Origin of the sequence: Ruegeria conchae (assembly GCF_000192475.1) — a bacterium.
Lineage (GTDB): Bacteria > Pseudomonadota > Alphaproteobacteria > Rhodobacterales > Rhodobacteraceae > Ruegeria > Ruegeria conchae.
The window spans coordinates 99,689-122,205 of sequence record NZ_AEYW01000013.1; the positions used below are offsets into that span (position 1 = coordinate 99,689).

Annotated in this window: 21 protein-coding genes; 16 read left to right on the forward strand and 5 right to left on the reverse strand. The window is 56.5% G+C overall.

What is annotated here, in order from left to right; all coding sequences use genetic code 11:
- Positions 1–4 precede the first annotated feature (4 nt).
- The 4 genes from lepA to G7G_RS0112380 all read left to right on the forward strand — a co-directional run bounded on the left by lepA (position 5) and on the right by G7G_RS0112380 (position 3,974).
- Positions 5–1,804 (forward strand): translation elongation factor 4, encoded by a 1,800-nt coding sequence (lepA, locus tag G7G_RS0112365; protein ID WP_010441741.1) that lies wholly within the window; start codon positions 5–7, stop codon positions 1,802–1,804.
- 179 nt (positions 1,805–1,983) lie between these two features.
- On the forward strand, positions 1,984–2,760 hold the full coding sequence (locus G7G_RS0112370) for a hypothetical protein (RefSeq protein WP_010441742.1): 777 nt from the start codon (positions 1,984–1,986) through the stop codon (positions 2,758–2,760).
- Positions 2,761–3,075: 315 nt separating this feature from the next.
- Entirely contained in the window at positions 3,076–3,396 is a 321-nt protein-coding gene (locus G7G_RS0112375; protein ID WP_010441743.1) for a hypothetical protein, read from the forward strand.
- Positions 3,397–3,524: 128 nt separating this feature from the next.
- Positions 3,525–3,974 (forward strand): hypothetical protein, encoded by a 450-nt coding sequence (locus G7G_RS0112380; protein ID WP_010441744.1) that lies wholly within the window; start codon positions 3,525–3,527, stop codon positions 3,972–3,974.
- Between the two features lie 455 nt (positions 3,975–4,429).
- On the opposite strand, the gene G7G_RS0112390 is transcribed toward G7G_RS0112380, so the two are convergent.
- Positions 4,430–4,867 carry a sulfatase-like hydrolase/transferase gene (locus G7G_RS0112390; protein WP_259462640.1) on the reverse strand — a complete coding sequence of 146 codons (438 nt, stop codon included), beginning with the start codon at positions 4,865–4,867 and terminating at the stop codon, positions 4,430–4,432.
- Positions 4,868–5,468: 601 nt separating this feature from the next.
- On the opposite strand from G7G_RS0112390, the gene G7G_RS0112400 reads away from it, so the two are divergent.
- The 5 genes from G7G_RS0112400 to G7G_RS0112420 all read left to right on the forward strand — a co-directional run bounded on the left by G7G_RS0112400 (position 5,469) and on the right by G7G_RS0112420 (position 9,925).
- The gene (locus tag G7G_RS0112400) at positions 5,469–5,975 is read left to right on the forward strand and encodes a hypothetical protein (RefSeq protein WP_010441747.1); all 507 of its coding nucleotides are present in this window, start codon (positions 5,469–5,471) and stop codon (positions 5,973–5,975) included.
- A gap of 212 nt (positions 5,976–6,187) precedes the next feature.
- Positions 6,188–6,808 (forward strand): 30S ribosomal protein S4, encoded by a 621-nt coding sequence (rpsD, locus tag G7G_RS0112405; protein ID WP_010441748.1) that lies wholly within the window; start codon positions 6,188–6,190, stop codon positions 6,806–6,808.
- A gap of 296 nt (positions 6,809–7,104) precedes the next feature.
- Positions 7,105–8,190, forward strand: a complete 1,086-nt coding sequence (gene hisC, locus G7G_RS0112410; protein WP_010441749.1) for a histidinol-phosphate transaminase — start codon at positions 7,105–7,107, stop codon at positions 8,188–8,190.
- Positions 8,187–9,107, forward strand: a complete 921-nt coding sequence (locus tag G7G_RS0112415; protein ID WP_010441750.1) for a prephenate/arogenate dehydrogenase family protein — start codon at positions 8,187–8,189, stop codon at positions 9,105–9,107. Before hisC ends, G7G_RS0112415 begins: the two co-directional genes overlap by 4 nt.
- Positions 9,104–9,925, forward strand: a complete 822-nt coding sequence (locus G7G_RS0112420; RefSeq protein ID WP_010441751.1) for an extensin-like domain-containing protein — start codon at positions 9,104–9,106, stop codon at positions 9,923–9,925. Before G7G_RS0112415 ends, G7G_RS0112420 begins: the two co-directional genes overlap by 4 nt.
- On the opposite strand, the gene G7G_RS0112425 is transcribed toward G7G_RS0112420, so the two are convergent.
- Complete coding sequence (locus G7G_RS0112425; RefSeq protein WP_010441752.1) at positions 9,922–10,923, reverse strand: DUF2125 domain-containing protein; 1,002 nt, start codon at positions 10,921–10,923, stop codon at positions 9,922–9,924. The genes G7G_RS0112420 and G7G_RS0112425 overlap by 4 nt on opposite strands.
- A gap of 67 nt (positions 10,924–10,990) precedes the next feature.
- Between G7G_RS0112425 and G7G_RS0112430 the strand changes: the two genes are divergently transcribed.
- The 3 genes from G7G_RS0112430 (at position 10,991) to G7G_RS0112440 (ending at position 14,451) form a co-directional block, all read left to right on the forward strand.
- Positions 10,991–11,521 carry a gamma-glutamylcyclotransferase gene (locus tag G7G_RS0112430; RefSeq protein WP_029621976.1) on the forward strand — a complete coding sequence of 177 codons (531 nt, stop codon included), beginning with the start codon at positions 10,991–10,993 and terminating at the stop codon, positions 11,519–11,521.
- A 68-nt stretch (positions 11,522–11,589) separates the two neighbouring features.
- Positions 11,590–12,768, forward strand: a complete 1,179-nt coding sequence (locus G7G_RS0112435; protein WP_010441754.1) for a hypothetical protein — start codon at positions 11,590–11,592, stop codon at positions 12,766–12,768.
- A 3-nt stretch (positions 12,769–12,771) separates the two neighbouring features.
- On the forward strand, positions 12,772–14,451 hold the full coding sequence (locus tag G7G_RS0112440) for a peptidoglycan -binding protein (RefSeq protein WP_010441755.1): 1,680 nt from the start codon (positions 12,772–12,774) through the stop codon (positions 14,449–14,451).
- Positions 14,452–14,465: 14 nt separating this feature from the next.
- Here the strand turns inward: G7G_RS0112440 and G7G_RS0112445 are convergent, their stop codons facing one another.
- The 3 genes from G7G_RS0112445 to gloB all read right to left on the reverse strand — a co-directional run bounded on the left by G7G_RS0112445 (position 14,466) and on the right by gloB (position 18,426).
- The gene (locus tag G7G_RS0112445) at positions 14,466–15,074 is read right to left on the reverse strand and encodes a DJ-1/PfpI family protein (RefSeq protein ID WP_010441756.1); all 609 of its coding nucleotides are present in this window, start codon (positions 15,072–15,074) and stop codon (positions 14,466–14,468) included.
- An 89-nt stretch (positions 15,075–15,163) separates the two neighbouring features.
- Positions 15,164–17,488, reverse strand: coding sequence for an ATP-dependent Clp protease ATP-binding subunit ClpA (gene clpA, locus G7G_RS0112450; protein ID WP_010441757.1), 2,325 nt, complete (start codon positions 17,486–17,488; stop codon positions 15,164–15,166).
- Between the two features lie 170 nt (positions 17,489–17,658).
- A complete protein-coding gene (gene gloB / locus G7G_RS0112455) occupies positions 17,659–18,426 on the reverse strand; it encodes a hydroxyacylglutathione hydrolase (protein ID WP_029621977.1) in 768 nt (255 codons plus the stop codon).
- A gap of 61 nt (positions 18,427–18,487) precedes the next feature.
- On the opposite strand from gloB, the gene G7G_RS0112460 reads away from it, so the two are divergent.
- From G7G_RS0112460 to G7G_RS0112475, 4 genes are all read left to right on the forward strand, one after another.
- Positions 18,488–19,222, forward strand: coding sequence for a class I SAM-dependent methyltransferase (locus tag G7G_RS0112460; RefSeq protein WP_010441759.1), 735 nt, complete (start codon positions 18,488–18,490; stop codon positions 19,220–19,222).
- A 302-nt stretch (positions 19,223–19,524) separates the two neighbouring features.
- Positions 19,525–20,085, forward strand: a complete 561-nt coding sequence (locus tag G7G_RS0112465) for a F0F1 ATP synthase subunit delta (RefSeq protein ID WP_010441760.1) — start codon at positions 19,525–19,527, stop codon at positions 20,083–20,085.
- Positions 20,086–21,624: a F0F1 ATP synthase subunit alpha gene (gene atpA / locus G7G_RS0112470; protein ID WP_010441761.1), complete on the forward strand. Its 1,539-nt coding sequence runs from the start codon at positions 20,086–20,088 to the stop codon at positions 21,622–21,624.
- Positions 21,625–21,636: 12 nt separating this feature from the next.
- Positions 21,637–22,512, forward strand: coding sequence for a F0F1 ATP synthase subunit gamma (locus G7G_RS0112475; RefSeq protein ID WP_010441762.1), 876 nt, complete (start codon positions 21,637–21,639; stop codon positions 22,510–22,512).
- The last annotated feature ends 5 nt before the right edge of the window (positions 22,513–22,517 follow it).

A 22,517-nucleotide genomic window follows, 5' to 3' on the forward strand; every position in this document is an offset into this window, starting at 1 on the left:
ACCCATGACAGACCTCGCTCATATCCGCAATTTCTCCATCGTCGCGCATATCGACCATGGCAAATCCACCCTTGCTGACCGGCTCATTCAAGAGACCGGAACAGTCAAGGATCGCGACATGAAGGAACAGCTGCTCGACAGCATGGATATCGAGCGCGAGCGTGGCATCACCATCAAGGCCAACACGGTTCGCATCGACTATACCGCCGACAATGGCGAGGCCTATGTGCTGAACCTGATCGACACCCCCGGTCACGTGGACTTTGCCTATGAGGTCAGCCGGTCCATGCGCGCGGTCGAAGGCTCGCTGCTGGTTGTGGACTCGACCCAAGGCGTCGAGGCGCAGACGCTGGCCAACGTGTATCAAGCCATCGACGCCGATCATGAGATCGTGCCGGTGCTGAACAAGATCGACCTTCCCGCGTCGGACTGTGACCGCGTGGCCGAACAGATCGAGGATGTGATCGGCATCGACGCGACCGATGCCATTCAGGTCAGCGCCAAGACGGGGCAGGGCATCCACGAGACGCTCGAAGCCATCGTGCAGCAACTGCCCGCACCGCAGGGCAATCTGGACGCGCCGCTCAAGGCGATGCTGGTGGATTCGTGGTACGACGCCTATCTCGGCGTCATCGTTCTGGTCCGCATCATGGACGGTACGCTGAAAAAGGGGATGCGGGTCAAGTTCATGTCGAACAACACCCTGCACCATGTCGACCGCGTCGGTGTCTTCCGCCCCGAGATGGAGATGGTGGACTCGCTGGGCCCCGGTGAGATCGGCTTTCTCACCGCATCCATCAAACAGGTCCGCGACACCCGCGTCGGTGACACCATCACCAATGACCGCAACGGCACCGAAGAGGCTCTGACGGGCTTCAAACCCGCGCAACCCGTCGTATTCTGTGGCCTCTTCCCCGTCGATAGTTCCGAATTCGAAGACCTGCGCGATGCGATCGACAAACTGGCCCTGAACGACGCCAGCTTCAGTTTTGAAATGGAAACCTCGGCCGCGCTGGGCTTTGGCTTCCGCTGCGGCTTCCTTGGCCTGCTGCACCTTGAGGTCATCCGCGACCGCATCGAACGCGAATACGATATCGAGCTCATCACCACTGCGCCGTCGGTGATCTATCACGTCTACATGAAAGACGGCGAGATGATTGAGCTGCACAACCCCGCCGACATGCCCGACCCGTCCAAGGTCGACCATATCGAGGAACCGCGCATCAAGGCGACCATCCTTGTGCCGGACGAATTCCTCGGCGACGTGCTGAAACTGTGCCAGGACCGCCGCGGCATCCAGATGGACCTGACCTATGCGGGCTCCCGCGCCATGGTCGTCTATGACCTGCCGCTGAACGAGGTTGTCTTTGACTTCTACGACCGCCTGAAATCGGTGACCAAGGGCTATGCGTCGTTTGATTATCAGATGACCGGTTATACCGAGGACGCGCTGGTCAAGATGTCGGTGCTGGTGAATGACGAACCGGTCGATGCGTTGTCGACCATGGTTCACCGCGACCGGGCCGAGATGCGGGGCCGGGCGATGTGCGAAAAGCTGAAAGATTTGATCCCGCGCCACATGTTCAAAATCCCGATCCAGGCCGCCATCGGAGGCAAGGTCATCGCCCGCGAGACCCTCTCGGCCCTGCGCAAGGACGTGACCGCCAAATGCTACGGAGGCGACGCCACGCGGAAACGCAAACTGCTGGACAAGCAGAAGGCGGGTAAAAAGAAGATGCGCCAGTTCGGGAAGGTCGATATCCCGCAGGAGGCGTTTATTTCAGCGTTGAAGATGGACAGCTAAGGCTGTCCATTTTTTGGCGTTGAGTGAAAGTGGATTATGCAGCTAATGCATTTCCAAGCGCAAAACTCACCGTAGAAGTAGGGCAGACACCGTTTTTGCAAGCGGCGTCAGCTAAATTTATCTTTGACAACTTATAGATAGATGCTCACCTTCGATTTGCATTGTGTCGGAGGTTTTGGTTGTCGGATTTACCCAAAGGTGAACTTCAAGTTTCCTCGGAGACTACCGTTCCCGCTTTTGTCGACAATTGGTCGCCTGAGCGGAAAGTCAGAGAATTTCGAAAGTGGGTCGAGGAGAACTTCGTTCCCGAGGAAGAAGCCCAATACGATTTTAGTGATTGGGAAAATGAAGATGAACTTGCCGATGAATGGGAACTGCGATCAATCCCCACGAAAGAGCTACTTCATCAGGCATGGGCGCAACACATCACGGTTTCCGAGTTTGAAAATATTCTGGAAAAACTGGATGATAGCTTTCCAGATTATTGGGTGCCGCACGAGGATCGTATTGAAGTTGATGAAGTTGAAGAAGACGAGGACGAAGATGATGAGTTCACTTTCAACGATTTGAAAGACAGTGTGCCTCGGATTCGTTCTTATCTAAATTTGTTCGAGGAAGTTATACCTGCCGGAATTGGGCACAATAGCCCACCAAGCGACGGCGCTCTTAATGCAGAGGAACTCAGCGAACTTAGAAAGCTGCTTGAGTTCGTTGAAGAGGCCGAAATTGAAGAACTAGAAGCTTCCGAAGCTAAACTGAGTCGGCTGTCTGAGCTCTCAATTGCGTTGTCCAAAAAGGTCTTTGCTTACATCGGTGATGTCGGGGATGTATTTGTCAAAGAATTCGCAAAGGTTGCAGGCGAGCAAACTGCGAAATGGACGGCGAGGGGCTTATCAGTTTGGCTTGCTGCGCAAGGATTGAAATCCTTTGGTGAGTCAATCGCATCGCTGTTTTAGTCGTCATCCGATATATGGTTAAAGTCTAGCTGAACATTACATCAACCCACCCGCCCGGCGGCACCGCCGGGCCGCGCCGACCCGCCCCCATGGGGCGGCGCGATTGCGCCTCCCCTCGGGCCGGCGCTGCCCTCAGTTCTGATGATCGGTCGTAGGGCGGGCTGAAGCCCGCCCTACGGGGATGGAATGGTGGGTTGGAAACCCACCCTACGTAGGATGGGTTTTCAACCCATCATCCACTGTGACCCACCTCACAGCCCCCACCGTACCCTCCTGCTACACTTGACCCAACGGAACCCTCGGCAGGAGGCGCAGATGTCCACATCCATGATCCCCATTATCGCCCTCGGGTCGGCGGGTCTCTATTCCGTGGCCATGATCGCGATGAAGTTCTGGTGGAAACTCCCCGGCGTTGGCCTCGGCCTGTTGATCGTCGCCACCCTGCTGGCCGGGGCGACGCTGGAGCTTGCCGCGCTGCGCGAGGAACGACTGGGCATCATCTATACCGGCATTCTGGGGGCCGAGGTTGTTCTGATCGCCATCGCCTCATTCTTCCTGTTTGGCGAGAACTTCTCGTATCGTGAGGCGTTCGGTATCGGTCTGGTCATCCTCGGCACCGCGCTGGCCTGGGCCTGACGCAAACATTACCGGTTTATGAAGTTTCCCTTAGGTAAGTTGTAACCGGCGCACCTCCGCCCAATCTGTATCCCACAGCAACGATGTTCGTTTTTGAACTCTAAAGGGTCGCATTCAGGAGGAAAGCCATGACCAGATACATGACTGCCGGAGCAGCCGCTCTGGCCACCAGCCTCGCCCTCGGAACCGCTGCACTGGCCGACACCACGCCGGACCTGCGCGGCACGTGGTTGGGGTCTTATACGACCGTGCAGCCCAGCCATTATTACAAGGGCGATCAGCCCCGCTTTAATCAGGCCGAATGGATGCTCGACGTCCAGATGCAGGAAGACAATGTCTTCTGGGGGCCCAGCAAGTGGCGCCGGGATGGCGATACCGAGTGGAATGAATATGAGGCTACCGGAACCATCAGCCTCGATGGGTCTGGCTCGATCGGCATTGTTGAAACTTCCCCGCTGGTGATTGGCGCAAATGCGTTGATCGATGCGCAGTACGAGGACGGCAAGATCTTTGCCGATTTCCGTAGCCTGCGGAACGGAACGACCTACAGCACCGTTCTGGAACGTCAGGTGAACTGAAGCGTTTCCGGCCCGATCGGATGTTAAAGGGGGTTAATGCCGCTGAGATTTGTGACTGCGGCATGGAGTAATAGGTTTCCCGTTCAGGTCGGAGCGCTTCTCATCAACAATCGTCTCCACAGGGAGGAGACGGGCCGGGCGGCAATCTCGCCGCCCGCGACAGGATCCAGACCCCCGCGTTCGAGAATGCGGCGTTCCTCGGCACGGGTCATTTGGATCTCGCGGACCTTCAGCGCGGCGTCGCGCGCGGTGAGATAACTGCCGTCCGGCCTTGAGAGTACCGCTTGATAGGAAGTGAAACTATCCACTGCAGGGTTTTGGGTAGCTTTCCAACTCCTCTGGATCGCATTGTGGACGGGGCCCATTGCCAGCCCGTCGGATTCTCAAGGCTGTTACCATGTACGGGTTGGTTGAGTTCTGATCCCGCAACATATGGATTGCCTAATCGCCAGATCTTAGGACGGGCGATAGCCATCATTGGGACCGTAGGGCTGTTCGATGAAGTGGTTGTCTTCAACAAGGTCCGGATACCATTGGTTGGTTTTACCTCCGAGGAAGCCGCAGAAACGGTCAAATCTCAGGTTCAGAGGCCGTTCCGTGTGGCTGGCGCCTGAGGCCACATCCTGTTTGGGTGCATTATGGATCTTGCCAATCCAGAATGTGCTGTAGCCATTGGCCCGCAACACTTCGGCAATAGTTGTCACTTTGGGCGGGAAACGCCCGCTGGCACCTGGAAATCTATCTGCAGTGTCGGTGATGGCCGCCATGCCATTCAGGTAATGGTTTCGTCCGGTTAGAAGGCTGGATCGTGTGGGAGAATACAGCGCGATTGCGCGCCTCTTCGTATAGGTCAGCCCTTGTTCCGCAAGCTCATCCACCGTGGGCAATTTGATCTTGCTGCCAAAAGGGGACTAGTCACCCAGACTGGTATCATCGAGTAGCACAAGGAGGACATTCGAGGCACTTTCTGCGGCAGCTGTTGCGCGAACGGAGCCCAGTCAGATTCAGAATCTCTGACATCCAGTTCGATCTTGCCATTGAATCAGGGTAATCCAAGGGCCTCTTCATTTCTGGCACGCCCTGCGCAAAATGCGTGCTTTTGTCAAAGGAATGTTTCAGTAACACCTGTCGCGCTTGCATTTCGAAATCAGGTCTCGTCCATACTACTTCTACGCACCATGGGCGATTTCACAGCAATCACAACTCATTGATGGTGCTTTCGTAGAGGTCTTAAGACCGGATACCCTTGTCAAATGATTCAGCGTGCCCATCGGGAATTTCAATCACAAGATCGGCCGACTGCGGGATCGAGTTAACTGATACTTGCAGGGCTGCATTCATGTAGCCTGGTGGTGAAAAGGGTTAAGTCTCAAATTGACTTTGTTCTTTGGCAACAATTTTGTGAATGCTGCATTTCAGTCTCTTTTCCGCCCATTTTTTCACTGATACATATGCAACATAAAAAGTTGGGCGAGTAAATGTACGGGCGGGTATATGGGAACCGGGTTTAACGGTCAGGTAGCGATATCTTGGTCGCAGACAGAGATTGACGGGCTTGAGGCGGCGCCTCTTGCCCATATGGTTGTCGGTGCAGCTTGGTCTTGGCGGGGCCGCAAGATCGAATTGTCGGCAGATGCTGATGTTTATGTTCAGAACGATGCATACTCAAATGTTGTATCAGCGCTGGCGGCACGAGCGGATGTTGCTTTTGACCCGCTTGCTGTAGCTCAGGGCTCGCTCGTCGAGCTGACAAATGGAGCGCAGAAATTCACTGCCGAGCTTGTGCAAATTGTCGGTGGTTCTTCTCTGATGTTGATTTTCAAGGACGGATGCCCCGAAGCGGATCAAGAGTTTTGGGTCAGTGAGGCGGCTGAGAATGTGGAGCCCGCCGATATTGGATTTATCGATGACAGTAAGGTGATTGCCTTCCCCGGTTCTGCGGCTGGGGTGATCGCAATTCCCGCAGATATGCCAAAAATCGTGGGTGTTGCCGCTGAATAGCAGGCCGCACCGCTGAAAATTGTATGAATAATACGGAAAACGGCCCGACTGTTCGGTTCGGCATGTTGACTCTGGTAAAACTGCAGATATAAGCGCGGCTTCATTGGTGTTGGTGGCCCCCGCAAGGGGATGCCTGTCATGGGGGAAACCTCAAGAGGACAACGCCCTTCATAGTGGCCAATGTGGCCTCGACCAAACGAAGGAGATCAGCCGTGACCAAACGCACGTCTGCCAAGTACAAAATCGACCGCCGGATGGGCGAAAACATCTGGGGTCGTCCGAAATCCCCGGTCAACCGTCGTGAATACGGCCCCGGCCAGCACGGTCAGCGCCGCAAGGGCAAACTGTCGGACTTCGGTCTGCAGCTGCGTGCCAAGCAGAAGCTGAAAGGCTATTATGGCGACCTGACCGAGAAGCAGTTCCGCCGCATCTACGCCGAAGCTGTTCGTGTAAACGGTGACACCGGTGAAAACCTGATCGGTCTGCTGGAACGTCGTCTGGACGCTGTTGTCTACCGTGCCAAGTTTGTTGCAACCGTGTTTGCCGCGCGTCAATTCGTGAACCACGGCCACGTCAAAGTGAACGGCAAGCGGGTCAACATCCCCAGCTACCGTGTCAAGGAAGGTGACGTGATCGAAGTGCGCGACAAGTCCAAGCAATTGGCCGTTGTTCTGGAAGCGGCTGCTCTGGCAGAGCGTGATGTCCCAGACTACATCGATGCGGATCACTCGAAAATGACTGCAACGTTTGTGCGCGCACCTGGCCTGAGCGATGTGCCTTACCCGGTTATGATGGAACCGAACCTGGTCGTCGAATTCTACGCGAAGAACTAATCTTCGCCGATCTGCTGAGTTTAAGGGCCGCGCTTTAAGCGCGGTCTTTTTTGATTTTGGGGGCTCTGCCCCCGTCGCTTTGCGACTCCCCCGAGATATTTTGAGCCAGATGAAGAGGCGGATCCGAGGAGGCACCCATCGGTGAGCGTTGCGATAGCGCAAGGGCTGAGCCGAGGATATCCGGGCATTTCATTCTGCTGAACCGGCGATGACCTGCTTCGAGGCGGTCTGAAGGAATTGCCGCTTTTCTCAATGCGATGAGAAGGGTAAGAGGGGCCACGTTATTGGAGCCCCTCATGAACCAGATCACCCCACAACCCGGCATTATGGACATCGCACTGTATCAGGGCGGGCAGTCACATGTTGAGGGCGTGGCTGAAGTCATCAAGCTGAGTTCCAATGAAAACCCTTTCGGACCAAGCCCCAAGGCAATCGAGGCCGTGCGCGATAGCGCAGCTTCGTTGCATCGTTATCCCAGCACCGATCACGCCAGCCTGCGCAACGCGATTGCTGAAAAGCATGGGTTGAACCCGGACCGTATTATATGCGGCGTCGGCAGTGACGAGGTGCTGCAATTCGTAGCGCAGGCCTATGCCGGGCCGGGCGATGAGGTGATTTATACCGAGCATGGGTTTTCCATGTACCCAATCATCGCGCGCATGGCTGGGGCGACCCCGGTCATGGTTTCCGAGCGGGATCGCCGAGTGGACGTGGATAACATCCTTGCTTCGGTCACAGGCCGGACACGGATTGTCTTTGTAACCAATCCAGGGAACCCGACTTCAACAATGGTTTCTGACGCAGAGTTGGTACGATTGGCGCAGGGGTTGCCCAACGATTGCCTAATGGTGCTGGATGGCGCCTATGCAGAATTTGTCGACGGTTTTGATGGCGGGGCAGGGTTGGTTGACCGGTTTAGCAACGTCATCATGACCCGAACATTCTCCAAGGTGTACGGTCTTGGGGGCATGCGCGTTGGCTGGGGCTATGCAGCGAAAGAGATAATCGACGTGCTGAACCGCGTCCGGCAGCCCTTCAATCTGTCTTTGACCGCTCTGGCAGCCGCAGAAGCCGCTGTAGGCGACGAAGAATATCTGCGGTTTTGCCAGTCAGAGAATGCGCGCCTTCGCATTTGGTTGTCCGAGGAACTGGCCAAGGTTGGAGTGGCTTCAGATGCCTCCTGCACCAATTTCGTACTCGCCCGCTTTGCTGATCGGAACGAGGCTGAGGCTTGTGACGATTTCCTAAAAACTCAGGGTTTGATCGTTCGGCGGGTTGCGGGCTACAACCTGCCAAACGCTCTGCGGATTACCGTAGGTGACGAAAACGCCTGCCGCCACGTGGTTGCAGCCATTACCGCGTTCAAAGGGGGCACTGCATGACCCAGATATACGACCGTGTGGCGCTGATTGGGCTGGGCCTAATCGCTTCCTCCATGTTCTGGGCGATCAAACGCGCCGGGCTTGCAGGCGAAGTGACGGGTTATGCCCGATCCGAGGCGACTCGTGAGACTGCGCGTCGTATCGGACTTTGCGACCGGGTATGCGATACCGCGCAAGAGGCAGTCGAAGATGCTGACCTGGTGGTCCTTTGTGTTCCTGTTGGGGCGATGGGAGCCGTGGCAGAAGATATCGCACCAGTTCTGAAGCCGGGTGCAACAGTTTCGGATGTCGGGTCGGTCAAGCGTCATGTGATCAAGGCTGTCTCGCCGCACATCCCCGATGGGGTCCATTTCATTCCTGCCCACCCTCTAGCCGGAACCGAACATTCCGGCCCCGAAGCTGGTTTCGCCGAGCTGTTTGACAACCGCTGGTGTCTGCTGGTGCCGGTAGAAGGTTCAGATATAGACGCAATCGCACAATTGCGCACCTTCTGGGAAGGCATGGGTTCGAATGTAGATGAGATGGACGCTGATCACCATGATTTGGTTCTTGCCGTTACCTCGCATGCTCCGCACCTGATCGCCTACACGATGGTGGGTGTCGCAGATGATCTTCGGCGGGTTACAGACACCGAAGTTATCAAATACTCGGCCGCCGGCTTCCGCGACTTTACGCGAATCGCAGCTTCGGATCCGACCATGTGGCGCGATGTGTTCTTGACCAACAAGGACGCGACGCTGGAGATTCTAGGACGCTTCACAGAAGAACTCTTTGCACTTCAACGGGCTATCCGCACAGGTGACGGAGAGCAATTGTTCGACTACTTTACGCGCACTCGGGCAATCCGCCGAGGCATTATCGATGCTGGGCAGGATACGGATGCACCAGATTTTGGGCGGGGAAAGACATCGACATGAGAGGCTTGAGCAGCAGCTTTTTGATAGGTTTCATCGTATTGACGGCAACGACTTCACATTCCGCTGCGCCTGAAGCCTCTCTTGTGCCGCTGACACGCCCAGGGACCTCCGAGGTGGTAACAACAGTTGTCACTTCCAACGTCCGCCCCATCCTAAGGCCTGCTTCACCTCAGGTAACAGCCGCGGCGGCCCGACCCGTTGATCTCCCATTATTTGGGCCAGAGAAATCGATCCGGCCATTCGTTCGACCAGAACAATTGGAACAGCAAGTTCTCTTCAAGAAACGCAAGCTGCGCAAAACCTCGGTGTGCGGTGACATCTACATACAGGGCAAGGCGGTCGGGCGCGTTAACGGCAAGATCAAAGCCTGTGGGATCAAGGACGCGGTTCAGATCACATCGGTTTCGGGGGTCAAATTAAGCCGCCCTTCAACGATGGATTGCGGAACAGCGCAGGCACTGAACAAATGGGTCGACAAAGCCGTTATACCCACGTTCAAACGACGTGGTCCGGTGGTCGAACTGCAGGTCGCCGCGCACTACGCTTGTCGAACGCGGAACAACCGCAAAGGGGCGCGAATTTCCGAACACGGCAAGGGACGCGCCATCGACATATCGGGTTTCAAGATGGCGGATGGTGAGGTGGTGACAGTCCTGGATGGCTGGCGCAAAAATCCGTCCAAGAAGCAACTAACCAAAGTCTGGCGCGGCGCTTGTGGGCCGTTTGGCACGGTACTGGGGCCAAACTCGGATCGCTATCATCGGGATCATTTCCACCTTGATACCGCGCGGTATCGAAGCGGTACTTATTGCCGTTAACGGAGAACCAGCCGGGGTGCAGGGCCCAGTGGCAAAGGCCCCAAGGCGACGAACCCGTCGCGGAAATTCAGTTGTAAATCCAGCGCATTTGGATTGCCGCCCAAACCGGCCATGAACCCCAAAGCGCGGGTCACCGGATCAACTGCCTGATCAGGAAGTGCGCCTGCAGCATTTGCCATCGCGATCATATCGCGCCAATTTTCCGCCTTCATCGCGATTTCACCGGTTGGGATGCCTTGTTCGTCTACATTCAATTCTCCGGTGGCGAACAGACGCAACTCTCCCCATTTCACCTCTGCCAAGCGCAGATCCATCTCGACGGGTTGAGGGCGACGCTGCTCAAGCGCCGAGCGATCCCAAGGTTTGTCGAAAGTGACAAACATATCCAGTTCAAGTGTTTCGAACGATTGCGGTAGGGTCGAGGATGAACGCATCAGACGCCTCAGATCATCACCGGGTGTAAATCCGTCGACATTTGCCGTAATCCCATAGCTTTCGGGTGCTCCGGATTGTTCCATCACAAGACCCAGCGTTTGACCACCAGCCTGCGGATCACCTTCGGTGGTCAGCAACCAGCGTTCAGAAGTCAGCGCCATTTTCTCGAGTACCAGTGCGACGCCAGGTTGGAGGTGCAGTTCGGCTTGTAGCTCCTCAGCCTGAACGGTTGTGGTCTGGTCGAAATAGGACAGGCGCTGTGGCGTGCTGGCAAAGCGCAGCATCTGACGGCCAGGCCAGATTGCTGGGCTTTGGAACTCGATCCAATCCGCGCTCCATGCCGTTCCGTTAACTGGATCGGCCAAAGCGGGGTTGTCTAGGCGCGTGATGTGCTGAAACGGATAGCCGGCTGTTGTCACGTCTGAGAAGTCAGCCTGCCAGCCCAATTCCTGCTGCCTGTCAAACCAACCAGTCAGTGCATTGCGCAGCCCGTAACCGGCCACAAACCAGTAGGCGCTCCACGCAAGGGCGATAAATACAAAAACGCGTATCAGGCGACGCATGATGAATGGCCCTTTTTCCTGCCTCGGATTTGATGTTTATAGGGCCAAACAGGCAAGGACCAGTGCAATGACGATGTGGGTATTCGGATATGGATCGCTGCTGTGGAATCCGGGTTTCCCGGTAGCCCGCAGTGAACGTGCCACCTTGCATGGCTATGCCCGGTCTTTCTGTATGCGTTCGATCCACCATCGTGGCACCGAGGAAGATCCAGGCCTGGTGCTGGCGCTAGACGAGCAGCCCGACGCGCTCTGCACTGGATTGGCTCTGGCCGTCGAAGCAGGACATGAAGATCGCACCTTGGCGGAGCTGCGCGAGCGCGAGCTGATCTCGTCAGCATATCTTGAACGAATGCTTGATGTGCATCTGGACTGCGGGAAGATCGTGAATGCAGTGACTTACGTAATCGACGCGCATCATGTTCAGTATTGCGGTGGCCTGCCATTGGAAGAGCAAGCCCAGATCATCGCCCATGCGGTTGGCGGGCGTGGACCGAATACCGAGTATCTCTATAATACCGCGTCGCATCTGACAGATATTGGACTGCACGACCCGGACCTTGAGTGGTTGTCGCAACGGGTGCGGACAATCAGTGCATAAACTCTTGGCGTCGCGGGACGAACTTCGTTAGGTTCAGCCCAGAGCAGACAATACCAGGAGCCACGCGCATGGCGCAGGCACATCAGGGCGTGAGACCGCATTTCTCACAACCGATCCGTCAAATCTTGATGATGCTGATTGCAATCGGGCTGTCGGGGCTAGGCGTGTTCATGGCGCTGCCCTATGTGCTGCCCGTCGTTCAAGCCAATCTGTATCTTAACGGATTCATCCTGCTGGTATTTGTCATCGGTGTTGCCGCCTGTTTTCTGCAAGTTACGCAGTTGATTGGCTCGGTTCGCTGGATCGAAGCTTTCATCGGCGGGGTCGAGCGGGACGATGCGCGCCCGCCGCAATTGTTGGCTCCGCTGGCATCGCTTCTACGTGAACGGGGTGCGCGGTCTCAGATCAGTTCCAGCTCAACCCGGTCAATCCTCGATTCCGTCGCCGAACGGGTGGAGGAGGAGCGTGAGATCACGCGTTATATCACCAACGTGCTGATCTACCTTGGTCTTTTGGGTACCTTCTTTGGACTGGCTACAACGGTTCCGGCCATCGTCGACACAATCCGCAGCTTGAACCCTCAAGAAGGCGAGGAGGGCTTGGCCGTCTTCAATCGTCTGATGACGGGACTGGAATCACAGCTGCAGGGAATGGGTGTTGCCTTTGGCTCGTCTCTGCTGGGCCTGGCTGGATCACTGATCGTCGGCTTGCTGGAATTATTTGCAGGTCATGGCCAGAACCGCTTTTACCGTGAGTTGGAGGAATGGCTGTCATCAATTACCCGCGTCGGATTTGCGGCGGGTGATGAAGGGGGCGCCGAACTGGCCGTACTGACACCGGTTCTTGATGCGATGTCCGAGCAGATGGATGCCCTGCAGGATATGTTCTCGGCGCAAGAAGTTGACCGGATCAATGTCTCAACCAAACTGGGTCAATTGGTTGATGTGATCGGGGAAATGAACCAACGGCAAGCCCAGACCGAAGGCGTTACGGCGGCATTGGAACGTGTGGCGCTGGGGCAAGATGCACTGCTGGATCATATGCGAGAACACGGCGCGGGTGAGGGGATCGATGCCGAAAGCCGGATGCGCCTACGATCGATGGATGTACAGCTACTGCGTATTCTCGAAGAGATTTCCGCCGGTCGTCAGGACAGCATGAACGAGCTGCGCAAGGATTTCGAGCTACTGGTCAAAGCACTCACTCTTCCACGCGGCGCGGTGCGTAGCTCTCCGGAAGGAGAGTAACGGATGGCGCTGTCTCGCCGCACAGGTCAACGGTTCTCGGGCTCGGTCTGGCCCGGTTTCGTGGACGCAATGACCGGCTTGCTGATGGTTTTGACCTTTGTGTTGACCATCTTCATGGTTGTCCAGTTTGTGCTGCGCGAGACCATTTCAGGCCAAGAGGATGAACTGACCGCGCTGTCCGACGAAATCGCAGCACTGGCTGGGGCGCTGGGGTTGGAAGAGCGGGAAAACAGCCGTCTTCAAGCTCGATTGGGGACGCTGAACACGACCCTGAATCGGGTCGAAGATGATTTGGCGCAAGCACAAGGACGCATCACCGACTTCGAGGCGCAGGTCGCCGCGTTGCTTGCTGATCAGGAGCGGGCACAGGGAGATATTACGGCGCTGGAAACTCAGCGTGATGAACTGCTGACCGAACAAGAGGCCCTCAATCTGGCGCTTGCCCAAAGTCGGCAGGAAATCGACGCGCAAGCCGAAGTCGCGCGTCTGGCCGCTGCACGGCGCGAAGCGCTTGAGGCCTTGATTGCCGACCTTGAAACCAACAAAGATGCTCAAGCCCTTCAAATCACTGAGCTTGAGCAACAACTGACCGAAGAAGTAGCCGCGCGTCTGGCCGAGGCGGCTGCGGCGGAAACCTTGCGCAATCGTTTGCAGGATGCAGATGCCGAGCTGACCGCGATGACACTCGCATTGGAAGCACAACGCAAGGAAGCCGAAGAAACACTGACCTTGCTGGCCGCAGCGCGGGCCGCGCAGGCAGAGTTGGAGCAGAAATTTGGCGAAATCAATGCCGAAGAGTTAAGAGCTCAGCTTCAGGCTGCGCTAGAGGCACAAACGCAAGCTCAGGCGCAGGTCGACGAACAAAAGTCACTCGCAGACGAGCGTGCTGCGCTCTTGGCTTTGGCACAAGATACACTTGCGTCAGAGAAAGAGATATCGGCAGAGGCGCAGCGGCAGACCGCCCTGTTAAATCAGCAGATGTCGGCGTTGCGCAGCCAGCTTGGATCATTGCAGGCGCTTTTGGATGATTATGAAGATCGAAATGCGGCAGCCGAAATTCAGGTTCAAACGCTGGGACAGGATTTGAATGCGGCCCTCGCGCGTGCGGCCTCGGAAGAGCGCCGCCGAAGGTTGCTGGAAGAGGCCGAGCGTATTCGTCTTGAGGCCGAAGCAGAGGAACTCGCCGGTCAAAACCAGGAGCTGACAGCACAGGCGGAAGATCTGCAACGTTACCGCTCGGAATTCTTCGGGCGTTTGCGGGATGTGCTGGGCGATCAGGAAGGTGTTCGGATCGAGGGTGACAGATTCGTATTCTCGTCCGAGGTTCTTTTTGCCACAGGCTCGGCAGAGTTGTCTGTCGAAGGCCGCCAAGAGGTCGCCAAGGTCGCCAATATTCTGCGTAGTGTCGCCGCAGAAATCCCTGGTGGATTGAACTGGGTCATCCGGGTCGATGGGCATACCGACAATGTACCGCTTGTGAGTACTGGACGGTATCGCGACAATTGGGAACTCAGCCAGGGCCGCGCTTTGTCTGTGGTGCGCTATATGGTTGATGCGCTGGGTATTCCTCCGGATCGGCTTGCAGCAAACGGGTTCGGGGAATTCCAGCCCGTTAACCCAGCGGACACCCCCGAGGCCCGTGCGCAGAATCGTCGGATCGAGTTGAAACTGACCGAGCGGTAAGCAGCAAACGGGTATCAGACCAACCCGTGAATTTGGGCAAAGGGATCGTGGCTCTTGTCCTTGTGCCACGAATACTCGCACCACTTGGCAACTTCCTCGGCTCTGTCTTCTCCGTGCAACAAGGCGATAGCGCCCAGCGTCATGTCCATACCGGCAGAAACTCCGGATGATGTCAGGAAGGGGCCATCTTCGACCCATCGCGCCTGAGGCACCCAGTCGACATTTGGCCCCTGCGTGCGGACCCACGAATACGCAGCCTTATTCGTGGTGGCGCGCCGAGTGTCCAAAACACCAGCTTTGGCAAGAAGGGCGCTGCCGGTGCAAACACTCAGGGTGAACTCCACCTTCTCGGCGCTGATCGAGATCCAATCCAGCAGGCGGTGATTCCCGACTTCGCGGCGCGTTCCGGCACCACCGGGGACGAAGAGGATATCATAATGGGTATCGTCGCTGATAGAGTGTTCCGCGATCGCTTTCAGCTTTTGGTTGCTTTGAATTGGCCCTGGGGTTTCAGCGACAAGTTCCAATTGGAAATCGTCCTCCAGAAGACCGAACATCTCCATCGGACCAAAGACATCCAGCAATTCAAACCCGGGAAATATCAACGCACCGATTCTACGCAATTCTGCACCTGTTCTCAGCCGACTTATGCAAATGAAAAACGCCTGCCAAATGAAGTTGGCAGGCGTTCAAGCAGGTTTCAAGATTAAGGTCAGTCTGCTGTCAGCAGCGGGGGCTTGTCACCGGGTATACGTGGCTGATCGGGCCCCAGGATTTCAAGGCTCAATTCGCCTTTTTTGACCGAAACACGGACCACGCCACCTTTGGCCAATTTACCGAACAGCAGCTCCTCGGCCAGAGGCTTCTTAATGTGCTCCTGAATGACACGTCCCAGCGGACGTGCACCCATCTTGTCATCATAGCCCTTGTCGGCCAGCCATTCGGCGGCACGGGGGGTCAGATCGATGGTCACGCCACGATCCAGCAATTGAGCTTCAAGCTGCAGGACGAACTTTTCGACGACCTGCAAGATGACCTCTTTCGGCAGCGGCGCAAATGAGATCACGGCGTCTAGGCGGTTGCGGAATTCCGGCGTGAACATGCGTTCGATCGCTGCAGTGTCCTCGCCTTCGCGACGGTCGCGGGCAAAGCCGATGGCGGCCTTGGCTTGTTCCTGAGCCCCTGCATTCGAGGTCATAATCAGCACGACGTTGCGGAAGTTCACCGTTCGACCGTTGTGATCGGTCAACTCGCCATGATCCATCACCTGCAGCAGGATATTGAACACATCCGGGTGTGCCTTTTCGATTTCATCAAGCAACAGCACACAATGCGGATGCTGGTCGACGCCATCGGTCAACAGACCGCCCTGATCAAACCCGACATAACCCGGAGGGGCACCAATCAGGCGGCTGACCGCGTGCTTCTCCATATATTCCGACATGTCAAAGCGCAGCAGTTCCACACCCAGCGTATCCGCCAGTTGTTTCGCCACCTCGGTTTTACCCACACCGGTAGGACCAGCAAACAGGTAGTTTCCGATGGGTTTCTCTGGTTCCCGCAGACCGGCACGGGCCAGTTTGATGGCGCTGGACAGCGCTTCGATGGCTTCATCCTGACCAAACACCACGCGTTTCAGCGAGGTTTCGAGATCTTTCAGAACCTCGGCGTCATCCTTGGTAACGTTCTTGGGCGGGATACGCGCAATCTTTGCAACCACCGCCTCGATCTCTTTGACGCCAATGGTTTTGCGCCGTTTGCTTTCGGCCAGCAGATGCTGTGCCGCCCCGGCCTCATCGATTACGTCGATAGCCTTGTCGGGCAGTTTGCGGTCATTGATGTAGCGCGCCGACAGTTCGACAGCCGTCTTGATCGCATCCGCCGTGTATTTGATCGAGTGATGCTCTTCAAAATACGGTTTCAGACCACGCAGAATCTTCACGCTGTCTTCGACCGAAGGCTCGTTTACGTCAATCTTCTGGAATCGGCGGCTAAGCGCACGGTCTTTTTCGAAATGCTGACGGAACTCCTTGTAAGTGGTCGAGCCCATGGTGCGCAGTTTGCCACCCTGCAGCGCCGGCTTCAGCAGGTTCGATGCATCCATGGCCCCACCCGAAGTCGCTCCGGCACCGATTACGGTGTGAATTTCGTCGATGAAGAGAACCGCATCTGGGTGTTCTTCCAACTCGGTCACAACCGCTTTCAGCCGCTCTTCGAAGTCACCGCGATAGCGGGTCCCTGCGAGCAAGGCCCCCATGTCGAGCGAATAGATAGTGGTTTCCGCAAGAACGTCGGGAGCTTCTCCAGCCACTATCTTATGTGCCAAGCCTTCCGCGATGGCTGTTTTGCCAACACCGGGGTCCCCTACCAACAGGGGATTGTTTTTGCGGCGGCGACACAGCACCTGGATGCAGCGTTCAACCTCGTCCGAGCGTCCGATCAGCGGATCAACATCTCCCGCGCGCGATTTTGCGTTCAAATCGATGCAATACTTGCCAAGCGCGCTTTCCTTTTGATCGGCCTCGCCAGAGGTGGTCTGCGCTTCTTCTTCGGCTTCATCCGCACCAGTCACCGGCCGGTTTTCACCATAGGCCGGGTCCTTTGCGACACCGTGGGCGATAAAGTTCACCGCGTCATAGCGGGTCATGTCTTGCTCTTGCAGGAAATAGGCCGCGTTGCTTTCGCGTTCGGCGAAGATAGCGACCAGAACATTCGCCCCGGTCACTTCGGTGCGGCCAGAGCTTTGAACATGGATCGCTGCACGCTGGATGACACGTTGGAACGCAGCCGTTGGCACGGCCTCGGACCCGTCTATGTCGGTGACGAGGTTAGACAGGTCTTCGTCGATGAATTCGACCAAGGTGCTGCGCAACTCATCAAGATCAACGCTGCATGCTTTCATAACGCGTATCGCGTCGGGTTCTTCCAGCAGCGCCAGCAGCAAATGCTCTAGCGTTGCAAATTCATGTCGCCGTTCATTCGCCGCCGCAAGGGCCGCGTGGATGGCTTGTTCAAGTGTGCTCGAGAATGAAGGCACGCGGGTGCTCCTCTGTATTGGGCCGGAAGGGGGCCTTAGGCCGGATCCCCATCCCAACCATGTCCTCATACTATTAGAGTTTGGTTGATCGTGGCCCGGCTTCAAGGGTTTTCTTTCACTTGACAGTCACATTTGTTGTGACCGTGGCCGTGATAGGGGCTTGAAAGGCACTAAAAGCGGTCTTTTCGGGCACGTATTTCGGCAAAAACCGACGCTGGGTCAGAATTTTTCATACCCAGATGGGCCTGAATCACCGGATCCGCAGCGCGCAGAAACGGATTTGTCGCCTTTTCCTGCCCCAAAACTGAGGGCACTGTGGGTTCTCCGGCAGCGCGGGCGCGGTTGATATCGGCCACGCGATCCAGCAGGGCAGCGTTGTCAGGATCGATTGTCAGGGCGAATTTGGCGTTTGACTGCGTATATTCGTGGCCCGAGCACACGATTGTTTCATCTGGCAGGGCCGCTAGCTTGCTGAGAGAGGCCCACATTTGTGCGGGCGTGCCCTCGAACAACCGACCGCATCCCAAAGCCATCAGGCTGTCCGCCGTAAAGACGGCGCCGGATTCCGGCATGTAGAATGCAATGTGCCCGACGGTATGACCCGGGACATCCAGAACTTCGACCGGTTCGCTGCCTATATAGAATGTGTCACCTTCAACAACTGCCTGGTCGAGTTTTGGTAGCCGGTGTTCATCCGCCTTTGCGCCGATCACGCGCGCAGGTTGTTTTTCCAGTATACCACTCAACCCATCCACATGGTCCCAATGGTGGTGAGTCAGCAACACGTGGCTTAATTGCCAGCCTCGCGCCTCAAGTTCCGCCAGTATCGGAGCGGATTCTGGCGCGTCAACCAATGCGGTCTCGCCACTAGCGGGATCGTGGGTGAGAAAGGCATAATTATCGCTCAGGCAGGGGACGGTTACGATCTCAAGAGGCATGGCCTTTTGCCCTTTCATTGCTAGACTGCGCCCAGCTAAGCCGATTGACCGGGTGTCCGCAATGCATCTTGATGTGCAGGATCTGAGGAATTTTTACTATCGCAGCACCCTAGGTCGCGCGGCCCAAGCGGCGATCCGTGGGCGACTGGTGGATCTTTGGCCCGAAGCCAAAGGGCAAACTGTAGTAGGTTTTGGTTTTGCTGTACCTTTGTTGCGGCCCTACCTCAAAGATGCACGTCGTGTGATCGGCTTGATGCCGGGGCCGCAGGGCGTAATGCCATGGCCAGCGGGAATGCCCAATGTCTCGGTTCTGACCGAAGAGACGATGTGGCCAATCGAAACTGGTCACGTTGATAAACTGGTGGTGATGCATGGTTTGGAAAACTCTAACCGGCCCAGCCAGTTGCTGGAAGAATGCTGGCGCGTGTTGGGACCCGGTGGGCGGGCACTATTTGTCGTACCGAACCGGGCCGGACTTTGGTCACGTTCAGACCGGACGCCGTTTGGCTTTGGGCAGCCCTATTCGACTACGCAGCTTGAGAACCAACTGCGCGCGCATCATTTTGTACCCGAAAGCCATTGCTCGGCGCTATATCTTCCGCCCTCGTTTCGTCGGTTTTGGCTGAAATCAGGTAGCCTGATCGAAAAAACTGGACAGCGGATTCCAACCGTCATGGCCGGAGGGGTGCTGATGGTTGAGGCGACCAAACTTATCCGGCCACCCAGTGGAAACGTCACCAAAGACGCCGCGAAACGTCCGATCAAAGCGCTGGATGGTTTGTTGAAACCTGCGTGACAATCCGGGGCACTTCGAATGGAAAAAATGCGGGAAAAAGGTCACAGGAATCGCAAAAACCTGCATATTCGTAACATTTTTCAACTGCCGCAATCGGTCCAAAGGGTCGCACTTAGCTTAAGTGTATGAAAAATATAGATTTGTGGATAAATCTGTTACCGCTATAGCGTATTGCTTGGTTGGAACACCTCTGCTACATCCCCGGTGATTTTGATCCCCGCCCTAAATGGACGGGGTTTCCTCACGCCCCAAGGTAGCGGCCGCTACTCGAAATCGGGGCCTCAAATATCGGAAGGGTGGACGTGTCCGAACCAGCTTCGATTTCCACAGGCATCGCAGAGCGCTATGCCACCGCGATCTTCGAGATCGCGAAAGAGAATAATGACCTCGCAGGTCTGGAAACCGGAATCAACGATCTGGCAGCAGCATTGGGCGACAGCGCCGAATTGCGCGACCTGATTGCATCGCCTCTGGTTTCGCGCGCCGAACAGGAAAGCGCAATCACCGCAGTTGCCGACAAGATGGGCCTGCATGCCATCCTGCGCAATACGCTGGGTCTGATGGCGCAGAAACGCCGCCTGTTTGTTGTACCGCAGCTGGTACAGGTTCTGCGCGACATGCTGGCGGATGAGCGCGGCGAAGTGACTGCCGATGTCTCATCGGCCAAGGCACTGACCAAGACTCAAATGGATAAACTGTCCAAGACGCTGTCCGAGCGTGTTGGCAAGACCGTGACAATCAATGCGACCGTTGATGAAAGCCTCATCGGCGGTCTTGTCGTTAAAGTGGGCTCGAAAATGATCGATAGCTCGATCCGTTCGAAGCTGAACTCCCTACAGAATGCAATGAAAGAGGTCGGATAAATGGGAATCCAAGCTGCAGAGATTTCTGCAATCCTGAAGGACCAGATCAAGAATTTTGGTCAGGAAGCCGAAGTGGCCGAAATCGGCCGCGTGCTGAGCGTCGGTGACGGGATTGCCCGTGTATACGGCCTGGACAACGTGCAAGCGGGTGAGATGGTCGAATTCCCCGGTGGCATCATGGGCATGGCGCTGAACCTAGAAAGCGACAACGTCGGTGTCGTTATCTTCGGTTCTGACCGTGACATCAAAGAAGGTGACACTGTTAAGCGCACCAACTCGATCGTGGACGTTCCGATCGGTGACGAACTGCTGGGCCGCGTTGTGGACGGTCTGGGCAACCCGCTGGACGGCAAAGGCCCGATCAATGCCTCCAAACGTGGCGTTGCAGACGTTAAAGCCCCCGGCATCATCCCGCGTAAATCGGTGCACGAGCCGATGGCAACCGGCCTGAAATCGGTTGACGCGATGATCCCGATTGGTCGTGGCCAGCGTGAGTTGATCATTGGTGACCGTCAGACCGGCAAAACTGCCGTTGCCCTGGACACCATACTGAACCAGAAAGTCTATAACGACGCAGCAGGCGACGACGAGTCGAAGAAACTGTACTGCGTCTACGTTGCGGTTGGTCAGAAGCGTTCAACCGTTGCGCAGCTGGTGAAGAAACTGGAAGAGTCCGGCGCGATTGAATACTCGATCGTTGTGGCCGCGACCGCGTCCGATCCGGCACCGATGCAGTTCCTGGCGCCTTACGCCGCGACTGCGATGGCTGAATACTTCCGTGACAACGGCCGCCACGCGCTGATCATATATGATGACCTGTCGAAACAGGCTGTATCCTATCGTCAGATGTCGCTGCTGCTGCGTCGTCCGCCCGGACGTGAAGCCTATCCTGGCGACGTTTTCTACCTCCACTCGCGTCTGCTGGAGCGTTCGGCGAAGCTGAACGAAGACTTTGGTGCAGGCTCGCTGACGGCTCTGCCGGTTATCGAAACTCAGGGTGGTGACGTTTCGGCGTTTATTCCGACCAACGTGATCTCGATCACCGACGGTCAGATCTTCCTGGAAACAGAACTGTTCTACCAAGGTATCCGTCCTGCTGTGAACACCGGTCTGTCGGTTTCGCGTGTGGGCTCCTCGGCTCAGACCGATGCGATGAAATCGGTTGCTGGTCCGGTTAAGCTGGAACTGGCTCAGTACCGCGAAATGGCTGCGTTTGCGCAGTTCGGTTCGGACCTCGACGCCGCAACTCAGCAGCTGCTGAACCGTGGTGCGCGTCTGACCGAGCTGATGAAACAGCCTCAGTACTCGCCGCTGACCAACGCCGAAATCGTCTGCGTCATCTTCGCAGGCACCAACGGCTACCTCGACAAGATCGACGTATCTGACGTTGGCCGCTATGAGGCTGGCCTGCTGGCACACCTGCGCGGTAAGCACGCTGACCTGCTGAAGTGGATCACCGACGAAGATCCGAAGATCAAAGGTGACGCAGCAGACAAACTCAAGGCAGCGATCGACGAATACGCCGCGACCTTCGCTTGATAGGGGGTTCCGATGCCTAGTCTGAAGGACCTTAAAAACAGGATCGAGTCGGTCAAATCGACCCGCAAGATCACCAAGGCCATGCAGATGGTCGCGGCAGCAAAACTGCGCCGCGCCCAGGAATCTGCCGAAGCCTCGCGCCCTTATGCCGAACGGTTCAATGCCGTGATGGCGGGGCTGGCGGCGTCGGTAGGGGGCAGCGACAGCGCTCCCAAGTTGCTTCGTGGTACGGGCAGCGATGATGTCCATCTGCTGGTTGTGATGACAGCTGAACGCGGCCTGTGTGGCGGCTTCAACGCGAACATCGCCAAGCTTGCCCGCGCCAAAGCGGACGAGCTGCGCGGCAAAGGCAAGACGGTCAAGGTTTTGACCGTCGGCAAGAAAGGCCGCGATGCGCTCAAGCGTGATTTTGGCGATCTTTTCGTTGGGCATATCGACCTGAGTGAGGTCAAGCGCATTGGCTACAACAACGCGCAAGACATCGCCAAGGACGTCCTGTCACGTTTCGACGGGGGTGAGTTCGACGTTGCCACGATCTTCTACTCGAAGTTCGTCAACGTTGTGACCCAGATCCCGACAGCACAGCAGGTCATCCCCGCCTCGTTCGAGGAAACCGAGGGTGACGACAGCGGTGCCGTGTTCGATTACGAGCCCAGCGAAGAGGCCATCCTGGCCGACCTGCTTCCCAAGGGGGTCGCGACCGCGATCTTCTCGGCTCTGCTCGAAAACGGAGCGTCTGAACAGGGTGCACGGATGTCCGCGATGGACAACGCGACACGCAACGCGGGTGAAATGATCGACAAACTGACGATCCAGTTCAACCGCTCGCGTCAGGCCGTGATCACCAACGAGCTGATTGAAATTATTTCCGGCGCCGAAGCGCTGTAGAGACA